At 40.1% G+C, this 20,428-nt stretch carries 18 protein-coding genes; 9 read left to right on the forward strand and 9 right to left on the reverse strand.

The genetic code is table 11. The features are described from left to right. Position 1 precedes the first annotated feature (1 nt). The 3 genes from BVC89_RS00430 (at position 2) to BVC89_RS00440 (ending at position 2,232) form a co-directional block, all read left to right on the forward strand. On the forward strand, positions 2–685 hold the full coding sequence (locus tag BVC89_RS00430; RefSeq protein WP_086929336.1) for a glutathione S-transferase family protein: 684 nt from the start codon (positions 2–4) through the stop codon (positions 683–685). 25 nt (positions 686–710) lie between these two features. Next, positions 711–1,340, forward strand: coding sequence for a glutathione S-transferase family protein (locus BVC89_RS00435; protein WP_086929337.1), 630 nt, complete (start codon positions 711–713; stop codon positions 1,338–1,340). Positions 1,341–1,431: 91 nt separating this feature from the next. After that, entirely contained in the window at positions 1,432–2,232 is an 801-nt protein-coding gene (locus tag BVC89_RS00440; protein WP_086929338.1) for a ThuA domain-containing protein, read from the forward strand. 277 nt (positions 2,233–2,509) lie between these two features. On the opposite strand, the gene BVC89_RS00445 is transcribed toward BVC89_RS00440, so the two are convergent. Then, a complete protein-coding gene (locus tag BVC89_RS00445; RefSeq protein WP_086929339.1) occupies positions 2,510–3,004 on the reverse strand; it encodes a SixA phosphatase family protein in 495 nt (164 codons plus the stop codon). A gap of 54 nt (positions 3,005–3,058) precedes the next feature. After that, the gene (locus tag BVC89_RS00450; protein WP_086934449.1) at positions 3,059–4,843 is read right to left on the reverse strand and encodes an ABCB family ABC transporter ATP-binding protein/permease; all 1,785 of its coding nucleotides are present in this window, start codon (positions 4,841–4,843) and stop codon (positions 3,059–3,061) included. Positions 4,844–5,305: 462 nt separating this feature from the next. On the opposite strand from BVC89_RS00450, the gene BVC89_RS00455 reads away from it, so the two are divergent. Beyond that, positions 5,306–7,915: a TonB-dependent receptor plug domain-containing protein gene (locus BVC89_RS00455; RefSeq protein WP_086929340.1), complete on the forward strand. Its 2,610-nt coding sequence runs from the start codon at positions 5,306–5,308 to the stop codon at positions 7,913–7,915. Between the two features lie 196 nt (positions 7,916–8,111). After that, positions 8,112–9,383, forward strand: a complete 1,272-nt coding sequence (locus tag BVC89_RS00460) for a dicarboxylate/amino acid:cation symporter (protein WP_086929341.1) — start codon at positions 8,112–8,114, stop codon at positions 9,381–9,383. Positions 9,384–9,591: 208 nt separating this feature from the next. On the opposite strand, the gene BVC89_RS29475 is transcribed toward BVC89_RS00460, so the two are convergent. Further along, positions 9,592–9,759, reverse strand: coding sequence for a hypothetical protein (locus BVC89_RS29475; RefSeq protein ID WP_158657726.1), 168 nt, complete (start codon positions 9,757–9,759; stop codon positions 9,592–9,594). Between the two features lie 359 nt (positions 9,760–10,118). Between BVC89_RS29475 and BVC89_RS00465 the strand changes: the two genes are divergently transcribed. Both BVC89_RS00465 and BVC89_RS00470 read left to right on the forward strand, forming a co-directional pair. Then, positions 10,119–10,601 carry a YajQ family cyclic di-GMP-binding protein gene (locus BVC89_RS00465; RefSeq protein WP_086929342.1) on the forward strand — a complete coding sequence of 161 codons (483 nt, stop codon included), beginning with the start codon at positions 10,119–10,121 and terminating at the stop codon, positions 10,599–10,601. 5 nt (positions 10,602–10,606) lie between these two features. After that, entirely contained in the window at positions 10,607–11,008 is a 402-nt protein-coding gene (locus BVC89_RS00470; protein ID WP_086929343.1) for an SMI1/KNR4 family protein, read from the forward strand. A 54-nt stretch (positions 11,009–11,062) separates the two neighbouring features. On the opposite strand, the gene BVC89_RS00475 is transcribed toward BVC89_RS00470, so the two are convergent. The 4 genes from BVC89_RS00475 to BVC89_RS00490 all read right to left on the reverse strand — a co-directional run bounded on the left by BVC89_RS00475 (position 11,063) and on the right by BVC89_RS00490 (position 16,623). Further along, positions 11,063–12,529, reverse strand: a complete 1,467-nt coding sequence (locus tag BVC89_RS00475; RefSeq protein WP_086929344.1) for a response regulator — start codon at positions 12,527–12,529, stop codon at positions 11,063–11,065. A gap of 401 nt (positions 12,530–12,930) precedes the next feature. Further along, on the reverse strand, positions 12,931–15,291 hold the full coding sequence (locus BVC89_RS00480) for a GNAT family N-acetyltransferase (protein ID WP_086929345.1): 2,361 nt from the start codon (positions 15,289–15,291) through the stop codon (positions 12,931–12,933). 63 nt (positions 15,292–15,354) lie between these two features. Beyond that, complete coding sequence (locus BVC89_RS00485; protein WP_086929346.1) at positions 15,355–15,939, reverse strand: DUF4123 domain-containing protein; 585 nt, start codon at positions 15,937–15,939, stop codon at positions 15,355–15,357. A 9-nt stretch (positions 15,940–15,948) separates the two neighbouring features. Further along, complete coding sequence (locus BVC89_RS00490) at positions 15,949–16,623, reverse strand: hypothetical protein (RefSeq protein ID WP_086929347.1); 675 nt, start codon at positions 16,621–16,623, stop codon at positions 15,949–15,951. A gap of 185 nt (positions 16,624–16,808) precedes the next feature. Here BVC89_RS00490 and BVC89_RS00495 point away from each other — a divergent pair, with 185 nt between their 5' ends. Next, positions 16,809–17,870 carry a CNNM domain-containing protein gene (locus BVC89_RS00495; protein ID WP_086929348.1) on the forward strand — a complete coding sequence of 354 codons (1,062 nt, stop codon included), beginning with the start codon at positions 16,809–16,811 and terminating at the stop codon, positions 17,868–17,870. 42 nt (positions 17,871–17,912) lie between these two features. On the opposite strand, the gene BVC89_RS00500 is transcribed toward BVC89_RS00495, so the two are convergent. Both BVC89_RS00500 and BVC89_RS00505 read right to left on the reverse strand, forming a co-directional pair. Further along, positions 17,913–18,581 carry a DUF4166 domain-containing protein gene (locus BVC89_RS00500; RefSeq protein WP_086929349.1) on the reverse strand — a complete coding sequence of 223 codons (669 nt, stop codon included), beginning with the start codon at positions 18,579–18,581 and terminating at the stop codon, positions 17,913–17,915. Between the two features lie 59 nt (positions 18,582–18,640). Next, positions 18,641–19,183 (reverse strand): GbsR/MarR family transcriptional regulator, encoded by a 543-nt coding sequence (locus tag BVC89_RS00505; RefSeq protein WP_086929350.1) that lies wholly within the window; start codon positions 19,181–19,183, stop codon positions 18,641–18,643. Positions 19,184–19,399: 216 nt separating this feature from the next. On the opposite strand from BVC89_RS00505, the gene BVC89_RS00510 reads away from it, so the two are divergent. Next, positions 19,400–19,732: a hypothetical protein gene (locus BVC89_RS00510; protein WP_086929351.1), complete on the forward strand. Its 333-nt coding sequence runs from the start codon at positions 19,400–19,402 to the stop codon at positions 19,730–19,732. The last annotated feature ends 696 nt before the right edge of the window (positions 19,733–20,428 follow it).

Below are 20,428 nucleotides of genomic sequence, written 5' to 3' on the forward strand. Positions count from 1 at the left end.
AATGTCTAATATTGATCTTTATACATGGGTCACACCCAATGGTTGGAAGGTTTCAGCAACACTGGAAGAGCTAGGCTTAGATTACAACGTTAAGCCAATTGATATTACTAGCGGTATTCAAAAACAAGCGGAGTTTGTTTCTATTAATCCCAATGGTCGTATACCGGCCATTGTCGATCATGATGAAGATGGACTAACTATTTTTGAGTCCGGTGCAATCATGGTTTATCTCGCGGAAAAAACCGGAAAATTAATACCGACAGATATCAAAGGCCGTTTCAATGTTATGCAGTGGTTAATGTTTCAAATGGGCGGCGTTGGGCCTATGCAAGGACAAGCCAATGTTTTTTACCGTTATTTTCCGGAGAAAATTCCTGCTGCAATTGAACGTTATCAAAATGAGACTCGTCGACTATATGGCGTACTTAATTCACAGCTAGAGAAAAATGAATATTTGGCCGGTGATTATTCTATTGCGGATATTGCCAATTGGAGTTGGGTACGTGTGCACAACTTTGCAGGCGTCGACATTAGCCAATTTGAGCATGTTAAGCGTTGGCTTGATCAGTTAGAAGCCCGGCCAGCACTGGCCCGCGGCGCTGCTGTACCTCACCAAACAAACTTCAACAGCCCAGAAGAAGAATCTGAAGCTGTTGAGTCAACTAAAAACATGGTGTCTCGCTAACATCCAGTTTTCCGGAGAATGACCAATGAAATTATTTGATATGGCCGGTGCGCCTAACCCGCGACGTGTGCGTGTATTTCTCGCTGAAAAAGATATCGATATTGAAAAAGTTCAAATTGATATTATGAATGGTGAAAATCTTAAATCCGATTACTTAGCGATAAATCCACGTGGTGTATTGCCAACTTTGCAACTTGATGATGGCTCTATTGTAGATGAGGCGAGTGCTATTTGCCGATACTTTGAAGAAGTAAAACCCGAACCTCCACTTTATGGTGAAAGTGCTAAGTCAAAAGCTGTAATTGAATCGTGGGTTCGTCAAATCGAAGGTGACGCTTTTACCCCGACGGCTGACGTGCTTCGCAATACTAATCCTGCTTTCGAAAACCGTTCTATTCCTGGCACTAATAATACTGCACAGGTTCCTGCACTAGCTGAACGTGGCACTGACCGTGTACTAGCTTTTTATAAACGTCTCGATCGTCATTTAGCCGGTTCTAAATATATTGCATCTGATAGTTTTTCTGCCGCGGATATCACCGCCATGTGTGCCATTGATTTCGCTGAATTCGTGGGTATCGCTGTGCCGTCAGAATTAACTAGTCTTGCAGATTGGCGTGCACGTATGGCACTGCGCCCAAGTGCTCAAGCTTAACCCAATCGGCTAAATCACATGAAGTAAGCAGCACATTATTAGTTAAGGGCTCCATTCGAGCGAAGTTGAGACGTTTTAATAGGAGAGCATTATGGCACAAGTAATTGAGGCACTTTTAGTCACTAAAGGTCATCCATTTGAACGTGAACCTTTCTTCGAGACCATCGATGCAATAGAGAGTCCTACTGAAAACACTTTTATTAATTGGACTCATGTTGAGCACCCGGCAGCAGAAGCAGTGCTGACACAAGAGGGAGTAGCAATTTATGATGTGGTGGTCTTCTACGATATGCCTGGCGTGACCTTTACCAGACAAAATTCACCTTTCGCCATCTCTGAGCCAACGGAAAATTTCAAGAATAATTTCCGTACTCTGCTTGAGCAAGGCAAACCCATGATATTTATGCATCACGCTATTGCTAGCTGGCCCACATGGCCAGAATATGCTGATTGGATTGGTGGCCGGTTTCACTTCCTACCTGGCGAACTAAGGGGAGTGAAGTATCCAGGTTCTGGTTATCGTTTTCGAGTTCAACAAACCATTACAGTAGAAGACCCTGAGCACCCCATTGTGCAAGGCCTTGGTGAGAGCTTCCCCTATTGTGATGAAGCTTACATGATGCCGGTTTTTGAAGATGAGGTGCAACCTCTTCTACGCAGCGATTTTACTTTTACTGCTGACAAATTCCGCTATGGCGGTGTTGGTTTTCAACAGCACCCCGAAGGCTCAAATCTTGTTGGTTGGACGAAGAAAGCGCTCAATTCATCCATTGCTTATCTGCAATTTGGTCATGACCAAGTGGCCTATCGAAATCCTTACTACCGACGACTTTTTGCGAATGCTATTGTTTGGGCAGCAGCGCAAGGTCGAAATCTCGAAAACGCTGCGTAAGGGGGGAGGTTGCTCTATTTATACGGTGAAGGAGTATGAGTTAACAAAACCTAGACTCGCCCATGAACTTATGCATGTAATGCAGTATGAAAGATAAGGTTCATTTCAAAAAATACTGACACGCTACCTTACTTAAGTCGCTACCCATGGCTACAAAAATGCTCCTTTGGAAGTTGAAGCTTATAAAGCTAACGAAAAATACAAATAGCGAATAAAGGGGGGCACCTCCTTACGTTTTTAAGAATCTGTTCGCATTATTAATTCGCCAGGTTAATAGTTAAGTCAAAACTTCTTTTGGTGAAGAGCGGTAACGAATATGAGCGCTTTTGTGCTCAATATCTCTCCAATGGGTGATATCCAACTTAAATTCTACTACTGAGCTGGTAACCATCGGCTCAATATCATCACAGCTAAGGTATTCTGCGAGCAACTCTAGACCAGGATTGTGACCAATTAACCAAACGTAATTGTTTTTTTCATGCGTATCGAGGTACGTGAGAGCTTGTAAAAGATTTTCACTGCTTGCTTCATACAGTTCTTGCTGCAGGGATATCAGTGATAACGGCCAGCTATTTTCATTAATGTAAGCGAGTGCTGTGGCGTAAGTTCTTACGGCAGGGGAACACAGAATAATATCGGGAGGGTTGCCTCTGTAATGACGAGCCATTGCTGGCGCATTATCAAGCCCTCTCTTATTCAACGGCCGATAGATATCGTCAACATCATACTTCCAACTAGATTTTGCATGCCGACATAGCACTAGTTTTTTCATTCTTGAGGCCTCGTGAATAAATGAAAAATAACGTAAATGAAGATAAGACAGATATTAGTGTTGTTCTGCCTGTTGTATTTTCCATAACTGGGCATATTTGCCGTCAAGTCCTATCAGCGTTTTATGATCTCCCTGTTCTGCTACTTGTCCATTTTGTAGGACAATAATTTTATCAGCATCAACAATAGTAGATAGCCTATGCGCAATAACTAAACTCGTTTGGTCGCGGCTGATTTTATTGATGGATTGCAGAATACTTTTTTCCGATTTACTGTCCAGAGAAGAAGTTGCTTCGTCAAATATCATGAGCGGTGGATTTTTTAATATTGCGCGAGCGATTGATACTCGCTGTTTTTCTCCCCCTGAAAGTTTCAGCCCTCTTTCGCCTACGAGCGTCTGTAAGCCTTGTGGCAGTTGACGGATGAAATCATCTAAGTTCGCCAGACGAATAGCGCTGTCTATTTCTTCATCGCTGGCTGTGACATTCCCGTAGCGAATATTTTCCATAATTGTTGTGTTAAATAAAACCGTATCCTGTGGCACAACGCCAATAGATTTGCGCAATGAGTGTAGTGAAACCTCAGAGATATTTTGACCATCAATGCTAATCGTACCGGAATTGCAGTCGTAAAAACGAAACAGTAACTTAAACAGTGTAGACTTGCCTGCTCCGCTGCTGCCGACAATGGCGACTTTTTCACCAGGGTTAATACTAAAACTTATATCTTGTAGAATCTTTCTTTCTGGTGAATAGGCAAAAGATACATGACTAAACTCAACCTTGCCTTCTTTAATAAAGAGTTCTTGTGCATCTTTTTTGTCTTTAACTTTGGGCTGTTGATTTAGCAAACTAAACATATTTTCGATATTTGCCATCGAGCCTTTCATCTCCCGATAAACAAATCCTAAAAAGTTTAGTGGCATAAATACCTGGATCATAAAAGCATTAATAAGAACGAAATCTCCTAGGGTCATGTTTTGTTCGACCACATTATAGGCAGCCAGTATCATTGCACTGCTTACCGCTGCGGCTATGATAAATGCCTGGCCACCGTTGAGAAGGAAAAGAGAGAGCCGATTTTTTTGACGAGCATTTTCCCACGTGGCTAAATCGTGATCATAGCGTTCAGCTTCATATTCTTCATTCGTAAAATATTTCACTGTCTCGTAATTTAATAAACTATCCACTGAACGTGTACTTGTTTCTGATTCTGCATGATTTACTTGGCGCAAAAACTTTGTCCTAAGTTCTGTTACTAAAATAGAAAAAATTATGTATGTTGCTACGGCAATTAGTACGATCAATGCAAACCATACATTGTATTTAGTTAATAGCGCGATAGTGATAAAGCCTATTTCAAGCAGCGTTGGTACAATATTAAATACCATAAAACGTAGTAGGAAACTTATGCCATTAGTTCCACGTTCTATATCTCGCGATAGGCCTCCTGTTCTTCTGTTGAGATGAAAGTCTAGGTCTAATGAATGCAAATGGCGAAATATTTTTAAGCCGATCCTGCGCATCGCACGCTCTGTAACTCTACCAAAAATCGTATCTCTTAGTTCACCAAATAAAACACTTGAAAAGCGTGCTGCACCGTAAGCAACTAATAGTGCAATGGGAATCGCGATAGCGTCGGCAAAATCATTAGCTTGCTCTAAATCATCGACAATATATTTTAAGATAAATGGCAAACCTACACTTGCGACTTTTGCCATTATTAGACAAAACATCGCCAAAAGTATGCGACTTTTATATTCAAATAGGTATGGGCCAAGTGATGCTAAAGCACGCCAGTTTATTTCTTTGATTTCAACGTCTGTTCTTTGTCCGCGCATATCTTTAATAATGTCTGTTAGAAGTGAATAAATGACTATTGTTAGTAAGCCAAGCAATTAAGATACTATGGCGATGAGAATGAATTACGCCATCATTAAAGATCCATAGCATTGGTTATTTATACTCATCATAAACTTTTTTTGTATTAATCGCTTTTGTATAAATTTTGTCGCGAAATACTCTTGCATTCTAATGCTATTTAAACATCTAATGCGCGATGTTTATTGAGTGCCCCAAAAATAAACAAAACAATGGTTGCTCAATAATTAATAAATGCGTGCGCTGCAAAAATTTTAATTTTTAAACGTACTGGTAAGTCGATAGCGGTTCTCGGCTACTACTGCCCTTCCCGCTTTTTAAGTCTAATTTTAAAAACTAAATAAAAAATTTGGCCACGAAGCTTATGCTTGGTGGATAAGATTTAATAGCGAATAAAATATGTACTAATTAAGGAGTAATGAATGAGCAATATCAATATCAAACCAAAAAGGTTAGTGGTAGCTATAAGCACGGCTATTTTGTCGAGCCTGAGTGTTACCCCTGTTTTCGCACAAGGCGATGCAAATTTAGAAGAACTTGTAGTAGTCGGCTCTCGGGTTGCAGGTCGCTCGGCGGAAGACTTACCTGTACCAGTAGATACTTTATCTTCAGAAGCATTAGAACGCACAGGCCAAACGGAAGTGGGTCGAATGTTACAAGCTCTAGCTCCTTCTTTTAACTTTTCCAGCTCCAGTATTAGTGACGGTACCGATGCTTTAAGGCCTGCGACACTTAGAGGTTTAGGGCCAGACCAAACCCTGGTGCTTATTAATGGTAAGCGTCGTCATCAGGCATCGCTTATCCATATTAATACTTCTGTTGGGCGCGGCACTGCAGGAACTGACTTAAATGCAATACCTGCGGCAGCAATTGAGAGAATAGAAGTGTTGCGCGACGGAGCAGCCGCGCAATATGGATCCGACGCTATTGCTGGTGTGATCAATATCGTTCTGAAAACGGATGCCGAATACGGTCAGGTAGATGTTTCCTATGGTGAGTTTTCTGAGGGCGATGGTGAGACTACCAATGTCAATATTAATAAAGGCTTTGCTCTTGGCAGCGAAGGCTATTTTAACGCAAGTTTAAATTTTCGAGATCGTGGTAATACAAATCGCGCTGGTTTACATGGCTCATGTCAGTTTCCAGGGTGTGTCGATACCGATGGTGACGGTATTTTAGAACCTGGTGATCCCCGTGAAGTTACAGCCAATCGTAATACTTTTAGAATAGGTGATGCGGATTCTGAACAGGTCGCCTTTACTCTAAATGCCGCCTATAACGCGGGCCCTGGAGAAATCTATGGCTTTGTGACCTACTCCAACCGTGATAACCAGTCGGCAGCTTTCTTCCGCCATAATGCTAACAGTAACGGCAATCCTCCGTTGGCCGACGGCGACGCTGTGATTCCCGAAGGTTTTCTACCCAAAATCAATTCTCAAATCGATGATTTTTCCTACAACTTCGGTTATCGCGTGAATTTTGATGATGAGTCCTCGCTGGATATTTCCTATACCACAGGTAAAAATAGCATTGACTACGTTACCAGTGACACTATCAATGCATCATTTGCTAATGAGTTGCGTTTTGGTCGTGGTTTGAGCGACGCTGATATTCGAGCGCAAATTCCCCGTTCTGGTCGAGCCTATGGCTTGGAGCTGTCATTAAGTACTTTTAATGTAGACTTTGTACAAAACTACGGTGACCTCACAATAGCCATCGGTAGTGAAATTCGCACAGATGAATACAAAATCACTGCCGGTGAGCGTTATGGTTTCTTCGATTACGATACAACTATAGATCCTGCTACCAATAATCCGGTAAGTATTTATGATGACGGCAATCCAGCTAATGGTGATGAAGATGCAGCTGCAGGTTTGCAAGGTTTCGGCGGCATCGGGCCTGATTCAGAAGTGGATGAAACGCGAGACGTTTTTTCATTTTACATCGATGCTGAATATGAGATCAGTGATAATGCTCTAGTTAGTGCCGCTATTCGACACGATAACTACTCGGGTTTCGGCGATACCACCAACTATAAGTTAGCCGGTAGTGTTGGCCTTACCGATAGTCTGCGATTCCGTGCAGCGGCAAGTACAGGTTTCCGGGCACCTTCTATGCAACAGCTATTTTTCAATAACATCAGTACCCAGTTTGTTGATGATCCTAACAATATTGGCGGGCCTCAAATTGCTGTGCAGGTGGGCACCTTCCGTAATGACAGTGAGTTGGCCGGGGATATTGGTATTCCGCAGCTAAAAGAAGAAGAGTCTTTGAGCTTCAGTGCGGGCTTTGTACTAACACCATTGGATAACCTGACCATCACTTTGGATTACTATAATATTGATATCGAAGATCGTATCGTTATCAGTAATCGCTTAGGTTTTGGTCTGTCTGATAGTCTCACTTCTGCCTTATTGGCATCGGGCGCTGGTGCCGCTCAATTTTTCCTTAATGGGGCTGATACCGAAACGGATGGTTTTGACATTGTAGCAACCTATGGTTTGAGCCTGGGTGCTGGTGACCTCGACCTTACGCTATCTGGCAACTTCACTGAAACTGAAGTGACCGAGCTCTTTACCCCAGCCGGCAGCGGTTTATCCACTGTGGCTGTATCGGATGTATTTAGTGAACAGGATATTTCCATTATTGAGGAGTGGCAGCCAGAGGATAGAATCAGCTTCAGTGGTAACTATACCTTGGATCGCTTCAACGCTGTGTTGTCCTTGAATCGCTTTGGTGAATACAGTGTAACTGATGGAGGACGCCAAACCTATGGCGCTGAGATCGTTACCGACCTTAGACTAAACTACAATCTCACCGAAAGTTTCAGTATCAACGTGGGTGGTAATAACATCTTTGATGTAACACCCGACGAAAACACCATTGGTAATTCTCGCTCTGGCGCTATTGAGAACGGACCCGATGGCGATTTGATTGTTGATAGTAACGGTGTGTTTAGGTTTTCCCGCCGTGCGGCACCGTTTGGTTTCAATGGCGCCTACTATTATGCAGGTATGAGCTATAAGTTTTAAGTGGCTCAAAAATACCTGACATTAAGCTCGCTTCGGCGAGCTTTTTTATTGCTAGAGCCTTTTAATAGACATAAGTCTCTCACAGGTTTGTCACTGCAGGAGATATAGGTCTTTGCTTAAAATAACGCACACGATACACTTGCACACCACAAGCAAATAATAAGATACGCGACAAGCGAAATTCGAGGTTTGATTAATGACCGATCACAACGATGTTTCCCAGGGACTGACAAAAAGAATTCTAATTGCTATGGGTTTGGGTGCCGTAGTGGGGCTGATCTTTTTCAATCTACCTAATGAGGGTTTGTTAGGAAATATTAATAGCTTTTTACTAGGTGGAGTATTTGATCTAGTCGGTTCTGTTTTTATTGCCAGCTTAAAAATGCTGGTAGTGCCACTTGTCTTTGTCTCCCTGGTTTGTGGCGTATGTTCCATTGGCGGCAACAGCCGGATCGGCATGATTTCCGTCAAGACAATAGCCTTCTATCTTATCACTACTGCTGTCGCTATTAGTTTGGCGTTGGCGTTGGCTAACATTATTGACCCCGGCGTTGGTAATATTAATGTTGACCCTGCGAAGGCCTTCGAACCTAAAGAAAGCCCGAGTATTTGGGCGACCCTAAAAGATCTTGTCCCTACCAATATTGTCAGTGCCATGGCTGATGGCAAAATGCTACAGATTATTATATTCGCTATTCTGTTTGGTATTGGGCTATCTAAGGTGGGTGACGGAGCAAGGCAAGTAAGAAACTTTTTCACTGAGCTTGATAAAGTTGTTATGCAGATGGTTTTACTGCTGATGCGCCTGGCGCCCTATGGTGTTTTTTGTCTTATTGCTACCATGTTTGCTAAGAGTGGCTTAGCGAATATTGTACAGTTGGCAAAATATTTCACCAATGTATTGCTGGTGTTAATTATCCATATGTTCTTAAGTTACGGTACATTGTTGTGGCTTTTCACAGGCTTGAATCCAGTGACCTTCTTCAAGAAGATGAAAAATGTTTGGGTCTTTGGTTTTAGCACGGCTTCTAGTAATGCGACCTTACCTGTTACTTTGGAAAATGCTGAGAAAAATTTAGGGGTTAAAAATGAAATTGCCTCTTTTACTGTACCACTAGGTGCGACTATTAATATGGATGGCACTGCTATCATGCAAGGTGTCGCCACAGTTTTTATTTCTCAGTACTTTAATATTGATATTGGTTTTACTGGTTATATGATGGTGATTTTAACTGCGACACTGGCATCTATCGGAACTGCTGGTGTGCCAGGCGTCGGACTAATTATGTTGACTATGGTGTTGGCGCAAGTTGGTCTGCCTGCTGAAGGTATCGCTATTATTATTGGTGTAGATCGTATTCTTGATATGGCCAGAACAGCGGTCAATATTACTGGAGACTCTGCTGCCTCTATTATTGTTGCTAAAAGTGAAGATAAATTAGACATCGACACCTATAACAAGGTGTAGTCAACAAGTCGTAGCGTTCGACTCTTTTCCCTTCCTCAACGATCTAAAAATGATACATATACAATCTCAGCCTCAGCTGGCTGAAGTTGTATATGTAAAGTGTGAACAGGTGCTGCAATCTATTTTTCTTTCAAATATGATGAATTATGAGTAAGTTGCCAGCGCATCCTGCAGCGGTTAGTTGATTGTATTGTAATACTTATTGTAACTAGTGCGAGGCTTGTGATGAGCTTCGTCGATCACTTTTTCTTCTATCTTGAGCAATATCCCCTTCAAATGGTATGTCTCCTTTTCTCCTATCTGGTGTTTGTCTTTCTTCAAGTGCTTCTTCAAGTTGTTTAATAATAAATGGAGCTGTTTCTTCAGATTTTGCCATGACTATTTTTACCACATATCATCTTTGTTAACAGGATGAATCCTGATCCTGTAAATATTCACTTACCACTAACCAATTAGTTCACATCCAGCTAGACCTTAGATTCATCATGAATTATTTTCCACTATATTGACGAGTTTTTTATATGTATAAATCAAATATGAATCAATACCCTTACCTTATTAAGGCTTATACAGATATATCAGCATAGACCATTTTTTAATGGCGTATCTGTTTTTTTTGTGTCATTTTGTTAACGAATGAGTACGGCCATGTGTGAATAGGTTCAGATTCTTTGACAGCGTCAAATGATTGACTAAAATGCACCTCGAAATTTGATCAATATACAAGGTGACGTCATGCCCTCATTTGATATCGTGTCTGAAATAAATAATGAAGAAGTGCGCAATGCTGTTGAGAACTCCTCAAGAGAGCTAGACACTCGCTACGATTTTCGTGGTGTAGATGCTAGCTTCAAATGGACGAAAGATGAAACAACCCTATCGGCAGAAGCTGATTTTCAGCTTGAGCAGATGCTTGATATTTTGCGCAGTAAGCTAGTCAAACGCAACGTGGATGCCAACTGTCTTGAAACATCCGACCCCATTCACTCAGGTAAGACATTTAGCATCACTGTTACTTTTAAGCAGGGTATTGATCAGCCTTTATCTAAAAAAATTATCAAGCTCGTCAAAGATAGTAAGCTTAAAGTACAAACAGCAATTCAAGGTGAAAAAATCCGTGTTACAGGCAAAAAGCGCGACGACCTGCAAGCCGTTATGAGTCTGGTAAAAGAAGCTGGGCTTGGTCAGCCGTTTCAATTTAATAATTTTCGAGATTAATCATTGTGGAAGAGATACTAGAAGAGCTACGTGAGTTAAGTGAAGACGTCAGTGTTGCCCTTGAGCTGCCGACGGAAGATGATCTTGTACTTATTGAAGAAGAAATATTAATCTCCCTACCCCACGCATTGAGGGTATTTTTGTTAGAAGCCAGTGATATTATTTACGGCTCAATTGAACCTGTGACCGCCGCAGACCCTAGGTCACACACTCACTTACCCGAAGTGGCTGCTCAAGCATGGAGTATGGGAATGCCGCGGGAATACATTCCTATCGCTGAATATGACGGTGGTTATGCATGTATTGCCGAAGATGGCAAAGTGTCGTTTTGGTCATCTAATGGAATGTTGGAAAATAAATGGGACGATTTTTGGCTGTGGTGTCGCGACGTGTGGATGGCGCGCTAGTTCTGTGTGCATCTAGCAGTGTTATAATTATTTTACCTAAAAGCCCTTTGATGTTTATGTTTTAAGTTTATAAGGCATTTCAACAAAAAATGTAGAATGCTGTTTAGAATTATGGACATAATAAATTTTGCCATCGTGAGCATCCACAATGCTTTTGGTAATGGCTAAGCCTAAGCCGGTTTTTTTCTCTCCTCCTGTAGCTTTTGTACTTAATACAGAAAAAGCTTTAAAGAGCTGTTTTTGTTCTTGTTCTGAGATTCCAGGACCTGCATCTTGCATCGATACTCTGAAAAAATCTTTCTCATCACTCAACTTGAGAAAGATAGTGCTGTTTTGTTGAGAATACTTAATAGCATTGGTAATGATATTATCAAATACTTGTTTTATTTTTAGAGGATCTAGATCTGCTTCTGGACAGTCACTTATATCTCGCTCAACAGTAATGTTTTTTGAGCTAGCTTCCGCTTGATATAGCTCAAGTCGCTCAGTGAGTATTTTGGCTGGATCGACACATTGTATGTTGAGTTGAGGGACGCCGCTTTCAATAACGGTGATATCTAACAAGGTTTCCAATAATTCTAAGAGATCGCTACTGCTACTGAGAATCATATTTAACAGTTTTTCAGAACGTTCAGGTGAAGGCGAGCGCTTTAATAGGAATTCTGCTGCAGTTTTTATTGAGCCAAGGGGGCCGCGAATATCATGCGACGCTGCTCCTAAGAATTGGTTTTTTACTTTGTTCAGTTTGTCGAGTTCAAAATATGCATCGATACGTTCAATACCAGTATTAACTCGGCATAAGAACTCCTCAGGAATGAGGGGCTTGGAGACAAAATCACTAGCACCGGATTTAATAAATTTTGCGGAAAATTCTCTGCCTTCTTTATCTGAAATACCAATTATTTCCATGATGGCCCGTGGGCATGCTTCTCTCACGGTAGCTGCCAACTCCAAGCCACTCATATCGTCTAGGTTGTCATCTATAATAGCCAGATGAATATTTTCATTTTTCTTAAGAATATCTAAAGCACTTTTTGCGGTATCGACGCAATGGGTGATGAAGTTTTGCCTCTTTAAAAGAGAAACTATGGTATCGCATGATTCTTTATTATTATCGATAACCAATATCTCTGAGTTGCGGTTGACATAAATCCGCTTAATCATCCATACCACATGTTCAAGATTGTGAACACCGTTCTTATGTGCATAATCAGCGATGCCCTTTTGCCATAAGGTTTGGCTTAAGCTGTTGTCAGATGAACCTGTAAAAATAATTGAGGGAATATTGTAGTTAATGACCTGGTCAATGGCTTCCCCATTTGGTGCATCCGGTAGATGATAGTCGACAATGGCGACAAAATATTCCTGTGATTTATCCTTCAGAATCTCTTTTGTACACGCCATACTTTCAGCAATGTCACATTCAAAACCATGTGCTTGTACAATTAGGCTTTTTAATATTGAAGAAAAAGACTTGCTGTCCTCGACAATAAGTACTTTTTCAGTAAATGCGTTTTCCATAAAGATTGGAGTATCGTTGAAAGGTTGACTGACTTATTTGTTTCAAAGTTTGTTGAGTACTAATACCCTATACAAATAATAGGATAATATATTTCGCCTTTCTTGCGAATTTTACTAATTAATTATTATGAAATAAGCGGCACAAATTATGCTATACACGAATTACAATAAGTCTGGGTAAGATAGAAAGGGCTTTGCTTGGGTACCGTGATATGCTGCTAAACCATTGAATCTCTTGGTTTCGCTGGTAAGTAAGGGGGACTTTATAGTGGTAATGAGCCTATATTGATCTAAACGCTTATTACACTTGTGAATACATTTTTGTTTTTCTATAAATAATTAAATTTTTTACTACTAATAAAGCTTACATAAAGTAGAAGCTGATATGGCCTCTCATATTGCTATTTTTTGTTTTTCTCAATACTGGCGTCCTTTATAGCTATCACATTTGTTTTTAGAGTTTCTGAGTCTGTTAGCTCCACTTTAGCTATAGAGTCGATTCTAGGCTTTAGCTCTAAATCTATGGAGAAGTCCTTCAGATAAACACTGAGAGTACGATAACGTTCTGCCTCACTATCAACATAATTCGTAGATAAAACTTTTTGGTAATACGTCAAGTTTTGGTTGTTTAGCCAAGGTCTTTTAAATTCAAAATCAAGTTTTTTATAACCCAACTTTTTTGCTACTCGTTGAGAGGCATGATTATTTATGTCAATGGTACTAAATAGATGAGTGATGTCCTGCTTAGCAGCAAACTGATGCAATATTTCTAGGGCTTGCGTGGCATATCCCTTATTTTGATACTGGGATCCAACCCAGTAATAAAAACGCGCAGTATTTGTAGGGTTTTTTGTTGAATGTAATTCAACTTCTTGTCTATAGGTAGGCTTTAACGGTTTTTCAAGTACTATTAGGCCAACTAAACCATATTGGGGATCGATTATAGCCAGAGGTAATTTTTGACTGTTATACACATCTTCAATCCATTGGCGTGCTTGACTAAGTTTCGTGAGTACTTCAATACCCACCTGTTCTGCCAGCACTGTATCCCGTTGCTGTGCATAGAGGGCCTCAGCATGATGTTGGCCCAATAATGTTATATATATTTTGTTGGATCTACGATGACTTAACGTATTAAGTATTAATGTGTCGGATTTTAACAAAGCGTTACAGTGATTCTTCCACGCCATCAAGTTGATTAGTTGCTCCTCAATATTGAGGTTTTGTTTGTCCCATGGGATATTTCGGCTCTTAGATAAGCGGTGTTCCTCTTTGCGATAAGCCAAGGCTTTACGTAACTCACTTTCTGCTTGCTGGTATTGACCAAGTTGCCAGTGGGCAAGCCCGAGGTTGTAGTGGCTCGGGCTATGTGTGTTGTGGTAGCGAGTAGATTCTTGTAAGAGTGAGATTGCATACTGCCAGCGGTGCATTTTGGTAGCTAGAAGACCAAGGTCGTAAGCTAAATTATATTGTTCGCCGACAGGTAAATGATTTAGCCACAACTGATTTAAAGCCTTCTCCCAATTATCGTGTTCAGCTTTAGATAAACCCAGTAACTGTATATAGGGTAAAAACACATAAAATATGCTTGTATTCCAATGACTTAATCGTAGATATGTAAGCATTTGTTCTCGTGTAAGGCTACCTGCAATCTCTTCTAAAGAAGCAGTCAATTGATAAATATCATTGGAGTTAAAGTGGGCTAAGATCGACTGTGCCGTTATTTGTGTTTGCGGCCAGTGCTCCGAAGCACTATAAATTGCTGCTATTGTCGACAAACCTTCCTGACATTGACTTTGCCATGCTTTACCATTACTCATACGAATAACTTGACTCATTGCGTGATAATTAACTGGCTGAGAAAAACGTCCGTTCGCTTTGATATGTGGCTTTTGGGGTAAGTTGAAAGCTTGCAACTGACTTGAACCTCGATCAGCGCTGAGCAATAGCATCTCTTCACCATGTAGCTTTTTAAGTGAATCGAAGACATTAAGTGCATAACTTGGGAATAAAATACTGCAAGCAGGTAGTGTTTTAGCGTAATGTTGAACGAGTTCGGTCCATTTTTTTGACCACTTATTCGGTTCCTGAAATAATCGCTTTTGGTAGCTGAGGGTAAGCCTTGTGAAAGGGTTTTCAGCGTCTGAAAGATGATAGTTTTCCTTCGGTTGTAGTGATAGCCAACCTTCATATATTTCTTCTTTCTCAAGATAGAATAAATCTTGAGGTAACATATTTAAAAAATCATTAGCAATGATAATCGGTGGGAGTGTCAAGCTTCCGTATTCCAAACTAATATTTTTTTCCGTTAATTCTAGTATATGGTCTTTTTCTACATCATAGTTTGCAAAATCTAAACGCCCTTGCTTTATATAGCTTGAAAATTTTTCATGACGCCGCCAGCTGTCAATATTCTCACCTGTTGCATCAGTCATCACATAACATACTTGGTCACTCGGCTCGCGGATGGCATCGAACTGTTTAAAAAAATTAAATAGAAAGTGATAGGTAAATCTGCCTGTACCAGGATATAAATCGATAATATACAACGCTTGCTTTGTATATAAATTTTTGCTTTTTAAGTCTCGCCAAAATGCGATTGCTATCTCAGCATAATGACGAGCAATTTCTCCATGGCTGATATGTGCGTGTGTCCATGAATCTATGTTATCGTCGTTAAAACACGGTCTTTTCATCTTCCAAATAGGAGACTTTGAAAAGGGTAGATAGCTGTTTATTTGACCTGCAATTTTTTTATTCATGCCGGATTCTGTCTGTGATTAATTGTATTGTTACGCTGGTATTGATACTTGGTCAAAAAGATCTTAAAGAGGAAATTTTTTTGATATTTTTTTATCAACAAGTAGACTCTCAGTGCTCCCGTCAGCATTAAACTGGGTAATATTAAAAGAGTTGATGCTATCTTGTTGTGGAACCCAGAATTTTATTATGACTTTAAATATAGTTTTTCTTTCATGGAAATTGCAGGTTTGTAAGTAGGCAGGTAGAACACGAGCATCGTAATAGTGAACGTTTCTTTTCCAATTATGTGGATCATCGGTAAGTAAGCTATTTTTAAAATACAAGCCTAAATATTTTAGGCTTTTTTCTATCGATGTAAAAAAAACCATCCAGTCTTGAGTCAAACCTAGATCGCAGCACCATAGAAAAAATGGGTCCGTAGGTTTTATTCTAACAAGGTATAGCGCTGTATCCTTTTTCGTTTCCTCAAATAAGCAGTAGTAGTTACTGCCTGATGTGAGCAACATCGGATAAATCCTTTGATCTCTTGCGGTATTTAAAATCATGTACAAAAAAGCGTTATTCTCATATACACGTGAAAAAAGAGCATGTAATAAAGTAATTACCAAATTTCTATGTGGTTTTTGTATTTTCGAAGTATTTACCATTGAGTCAGCCTATAGCGTCTTCTCTTGCTCACTAGTTTCTATCGCCGTAGGAATATCAATAATAGGTGAATGGCTCTTGGCTGAGTGCAGAGTTCTCATATGATTATCTGTAAGGATGATAATCCTCTGATCAACCAATGCTGTTAAGATGGCGTCTATCTCATTGCAATCGTTATCATACAAGAAAAACTCACTGGTAATCGCTTCTATTTGCCTAGTCGATAGGCATAACTTATCAAGTAACTTAAGCGCTTGTCGTGTTGTTGCAAACTGACATGTAACACTATTAGTTTTAACTAATAAGGCCGTAGGGTCACGAAAGTGATACCAGCGGCTACTGCTGCTCTCCACACTGAACAACTCGTTGTATTCTGGGCTGAGAGTCTTAGGGTGCTGTAATTTGAAAATAGAAAGCTTGCCTTGAACAAGCTGGTCGGCGATGAAAATATCTGCCTCTAAATTTGGGTTTTGCTGGTGCCAGTCACTGTAGTCATTGCATTGGGCAGCAATAAACTGCCATTGATTACGTGATGTTGGCGACTCGCAGGAGAACAAGCTGCCCAAGAAGTAGTGTGCTACTGCATGATTGTAAAAATCCAGAGGCTCACAATAAGGTCGGCCGATATAGGTATGCGTGCAGACATAAGTGTCGCCGTTTAAAGATGTTAGTACATCGCTAATCATAGGGTGAGATCCATCGTCAGATTGGTGTAAATAACATGCTCAATCTCGGAAATCTGATCCTACTGGTTAAAACCCGGCGGGAGTATTACATTGCATTACAGACCCAAATTGACCTAAAGAAAGCACAAGAATTACCAAATTGAAAATGCTAAAGTGCTACAGACAGGTATTTAAGGTTAATACAAATGACACTTTTGCTACTCTATTTGACGATAGCTATTGGCATCTCATTTCTTTGTTCAATTCTCGAAGCGGTATTGCTCTCGGTTACACCTAGTTATGTGGAGAGAATTCAGGCGAATAGGCCTATGCTTGGGGCAAAACTAGCCAAAGTCAAAGAATGCCTGGATGAATCTCTTTCTAGTATCCTTATCTTGAATACTTTTGCTCACACAATGGGTGCTGCAGGAGTTGGTTCGCAAGCATTACAAGTTTTTGGTAAGGAGTGGGAAACGTTTATTGCCGTGTTGCTCACATTAGCCATTCTCTATTTTTCTGAAATTATACCCAAAACCTTAGGTGCCACTTTCTGGCGACAACTTGCGATTCCATCTGGTTATATCATCTCTTGGTTAGTTAAACTTGTGTATCCGCTAGTTTGGATTTCGACACGATTAACCAAGCTATTTAGTAAAAACAGGGGAGATGAAATTACTCGTGATGAAATTATTGCATTGGCATCTATCGGTCATAGAGATGGAATATTATTCTCGCAAGAAAATGAGTACCTTTCTAATCTACTGAGTTTGCATGATGTTAACACTGAGAAAATCTTCACGCCGCGCACAGTGGTGCATATGCTGAGCGAATCCACGACGATTACTGAAGCTTTGAATGAGCCAAAAACAAGGCAATTTACTCGCATACCCATCTTCGGAGGTGACAGAGATAATATTAAAGGTAAAGTCATCCTCGCCGAATTATTTGAGGCCGAGCGCGATGGTAAGGGTGATATGCCAATTGGTGATTTAGCCAAACCTGTTTTTCGTGTCTCAGAAAAATTGCCTGTGCAAAAGTTATTAGATTTATTTATTAAACAAAGAGCGCATCTATTCTTAGTGGAAGACGAATTCGGGCAGGCCGCCGGTGTCGTTACTCTTGAAGACGCAATTGAAACTATACTGGGCCGTGAAATAGTCGATGAGCGTGACACTGTTGAGGATATGCAAGCGCTAGCACGTGCTAAGTATCGTGACCGATTGCGGGAGGCAAAAGTCGACAATGATGATCACAAGCAAACACGTTAAATTGAGAATGATTTAACTTCAATACATTTGATTATTATGACGCTATTCCTGTTCTGAAAATTCTCCATACTGATAGGCAATAACGCCGAAAATTGGGTGTGTAATATTAAGCTCGAAAGTAAAGTGTTTATCGTCCAAAGCTGTTTGGCAGACTACAGCGGAAAATACATGTGGTAATGGGATATGCCTATTTAGGATACGCCAGAAAAATCCTACGCTACTAAAATATATACGGCCCTTATCTTCCGTTGTTTTGAGAGTCATACCAACGCCTCGGCCCAGTACTTCTATTAGGCCTGGGTCGTTTGTCAGGCACTTGGTGGAAGTCACCCGATTAACCTTATTGGGAAATTTGTATAGTCGTTCCCAAGTATAGCCACCGAGTTTAGGATTATGAAAAACGTTAACTACTGTTGGAACGTTGTTAGCGCTATAGAGGGCCAGAGGGGTTCCAAGTAAACGGCATAGCTGTGCTAGTATTTTCCCTATAGAAGATAGGTAGACCTTCTTCATATTGCCATAGTAAGTGGCGTTTTGGTCTTGAGAAAAACGTCGGCGAATAGCTGGATGAAGGCGCAGCCAGGCACCTTTTCCTAGCAAGTCTGCGTAATGTAGCGGTTGTATTTTGTTGGGGAGTTTATGCGCGGGTAGATCCTGAGTTGTCTGCCCACTTGCTACGTCTTTATCGACTCGATTTAGCTTACCTATCATCGTATTATTCCTTTAATTTCAGATATTTCTGTTAATACAGAAATTTAGAGTTAAAATTTTTAGTCTTTCTTTTTCTTTTGTGGAATCAACTTAGCGATTGTCGCGCCCATTTTCATCAATTTAGCTAATTTACCTTTAGGTAGCTGTTTTACTTGATCGAACCAGTCCGAAAGGTTGGTGACAAAGGCGAGCATGGTACTTATTTTCTCTTTAACTTCGCCCGGGGTTGCATCGCTACCCTCTTCCATCTCTAATACACACTGCCTGAGTAGAGTTAGTGTCGGCTCAATTTCGCGCTTTTTGCGTTCCTCAACAATGGTCAGTAGCATATCCCAAGTGTCGCCTTGCACGGTAAAATGATCTCGCCTGTCACCCAGGATGTGTTCGGTTCGTATCAAGCTCCAACTTTGCAATTCACGTATACTCGTACTTACGTTGGAACGTGCGACATTCAAGGTATTGGCGATAGTTTCAGCTGTCAGCGGCTCGGGCGCTAAATACAATAGTGCATGTATCTGAGCGACTGTTCGATTGACTCCCCAACGAGTACCCATTTCGCCCCAATGTAGGACGTAGCGTTGCATTAATGGTGTTAGTTGCATATCTGTATTTTTCAGTAATTTCTGTTTTTACAGAAATTACTGTATTAGTTGTGTGGCTAAATGTCAAGATATAAATGATAACGCTAGGCAGCAAAGTATTTGGGGTTTATTTAGAAGGCTCAGATTTTAATGGGTGAGCCTAATAGCGAGGAAAAATGACTGGCAGCCAAAATCTTATCTATTCTTTGTTATAAGTGAATATTGAGGCGAAGCATAATGAACAATGATCCCGAGCGACAAGATGAGATCTCGTGGGGATGGATACTATCTCCAATTGGGGCTCAATTTATGGCCATTCTTGCGCTAGCTAGTATTAATAGCGTCGGGATGGATGGTGCCGCGAGATCAACAGCTGTTGTTTTCTGGTTTTTGCCAATAATATGCTTTCTTGGTTACAAGAGTGTTCATGCATTGAGTATAACATCGTACTCTCGATTTAAAAAAGTGGCCTTCTTGTGTATTTGGTTAGTACCTTCTCTACCTTTAAGTCTAATGTCACTATTCGGAATTTTACTATTTTTGGAAATCGGCTTCGAAATATTATTTTAAAACCTTTATGGAATAATCGATTCAAATTTGAATGCTGTAGGCTGATAAAACTTTTTTACTGAAATTCTGCTTTCTTAAATGCCGTTCAATCATTTATTCATGTTATTTTTAATGTTTTGCATTAATCCTAGATACTTACACTTTTCTTTTGCTATAAAAATAAAAATGGCTTTTCTATGATCACAACTTTATTTAAAGCGCTTAATAAAAAGATGTTGAGCGACACTATTTTTGTTACAAGAATATAATTGGTAATAAAGTTACTGTTAGCGCTTTAAATTGTATTTGTAATATCTTTGATAATTTAAAAGTGTTTCATTAATCTAAAGTTAATAAAAGTGAAATACGAAATTAATTTTCAATAAGCCGAATCAGATAAAATGAGAATAGAGAAAATAAATTATTATCGTATTATTCATTTTTAAGTGTGCCTTCTTATTGTTAACTAGAAATTTTAACGAAAACTTTATCTCGACCTCTGAATATTTGTGATTTTGTTCTGGGATTGCAATTTTTCTATCAACTATCTTAGCAGCCTTGCTTTAGTAAATTAAAAAACAAATATTAAAAATATTCTGGTTTATTAAAAACATCACTTACCTAGGGCCTGTTAACACTAATTTAATAGCATCTGCTGGTGTGTTTTTTTTGTATTTTAGGCGCTGTGAGTGATATTTGGTTATTCCAAAAGGTCAA

It is taken from the genome of Agarilytica rhodophyticola (genome assembly GCF_002157225.2).
In the GTDB taxonomy this organism is placed as follows: Bacteria; Pseudomonadota; Gammaproteobacteria; order Pseudomonadales; family Cellvibrionaceae; genus Agarilytica; species Agarilytica rhodophyticola.

What these genes read in the sequence shown, in the direction of transcription:
- BVC89_RS00430 (WP_086929336.1), top strand. Translation starts at nt 2, where the DNA reads ATGTCTAATATTGATCTTTATACATGGGTCACACCCAATGGTTGGAAG.
- BVC89_RS00435 (WP_086929337.1), top strand. Translation starts at nt 711, where the DNA reads ATGAAATTATTTGATATGGCCGGTGCGCCTAACCCGCGACGTGTGCGT.
- BVC89_RS00440 (WP_086929338.1), top strand. Translation starts at nt 1,432, where the DNA reads ATGGCACAAGTAATTGAGGCACTTTTAGTCACTAAAGGTCATCCATTT.
- BVC89_RS00445 (WP_086929339.1), bottom strand. Translation starts at nt 3,004, where the DNA reads ATGAAAAAACTAGTGCTATGTCGGCATGCAAAATCTAGTTGGAAGTAT.
- BVC89_RS00450 (WP_086934449.1), bottom strand. Translation starts at nt 4,843, where the DNA reads ATGCGCGGACAAAGAACAGACGTTGAAATCAAAGAAATAAACTGGCGT.
- BVC89_RS00455 (WP_086929340.1), top strand. Translation starts at nt 5,306, where the DNA reads ATGAGCAATATCAATATCAAACCAAAAAGGTTAGTGGTAGCTATAAGC.
- BVC89_RS00460 (WP_086929341.1), top strand. Translation starts at nt 8,112, where the DNA reads ATGACCGATCACAACGATGTTTCCCAGGGACTGACAAAAAGAATTCTA.
- BVC89_RS29475 (WP_158657726.1), bottom strand. Translation starts at nt 9,759, where the DNA reads ATGGCAAAATCTGAAGAAACAGCTCCATTTATTATTAAACAACTTGAA.
- BVC89_RS00465 (WP_086929342.1), top strand. Translation starts at nt 10,119, where the DNA reads ATGCCCTCATTTGATATCGTGTCTGAAATAAATAATGAAGAAGTGCGC.
- BVC89_RS00475 (WP_086929344.1), bottom strand. Translation starts at nt 12,529, where the DNA reads ATGGAAAACGCATTTACTGAAAAAGTACTTATTGTCGAGGACAGCAAG.
- BVC89_RS00480 (WP_086929345.1), bottom strand. Translation starts at nt 15,291, where the DNA reads ATGAATAAAAAAATTGCAGGTCAAATAAACAGCTATCTACCCTTTTCA.
- BVC89_RS00485 (WP_086929346.1), bottom strand. Translation starts at nt 15,939, where the DNA reads ATGGTAAATACTTCGAAAATACAAAAACCACATAGAAATTTGGTAATT.
- BVC89_RS00490 (WP_086929347.1), bottom strand. Translation starts at nt 16,623, where the DNA reads ATGATTAGCGATGTACTAACATCTTTAAACGGCGACACTTATGTCTGC.
- BVC89_RS00495 (WP_086929348.1), top strand. Translation starts at nt 16,809, where the DNA reads ATGACACTTTTGCTACTCTATTTGACGATAGCTATTGGCATCTCATTT.
- BVC89_RS00500 (WP_086929349.1), bottom strand. Translation starts at nt 18,581, where the DNA reads ATGATAGGTAAGCTAAATCGAGTCGATAAAGACGTAGCAAGTGGGCAG.
- BVC89_RS00505 (WP_086929350.1), bottom strand. Translation starts at nt 19,183, where the DNA reads ATGCAACTAACACCATTAATGCAACGCTACGTCCTACATTGGGGCGAA.
- BVC89_RS00510 (WP_086929351.1), top strand. Translation starts at nt 19,400, where the DNA reads ATGAACAATGATCCCGAGCGACAAGATGAGATCTCGTGGGGATGGATA.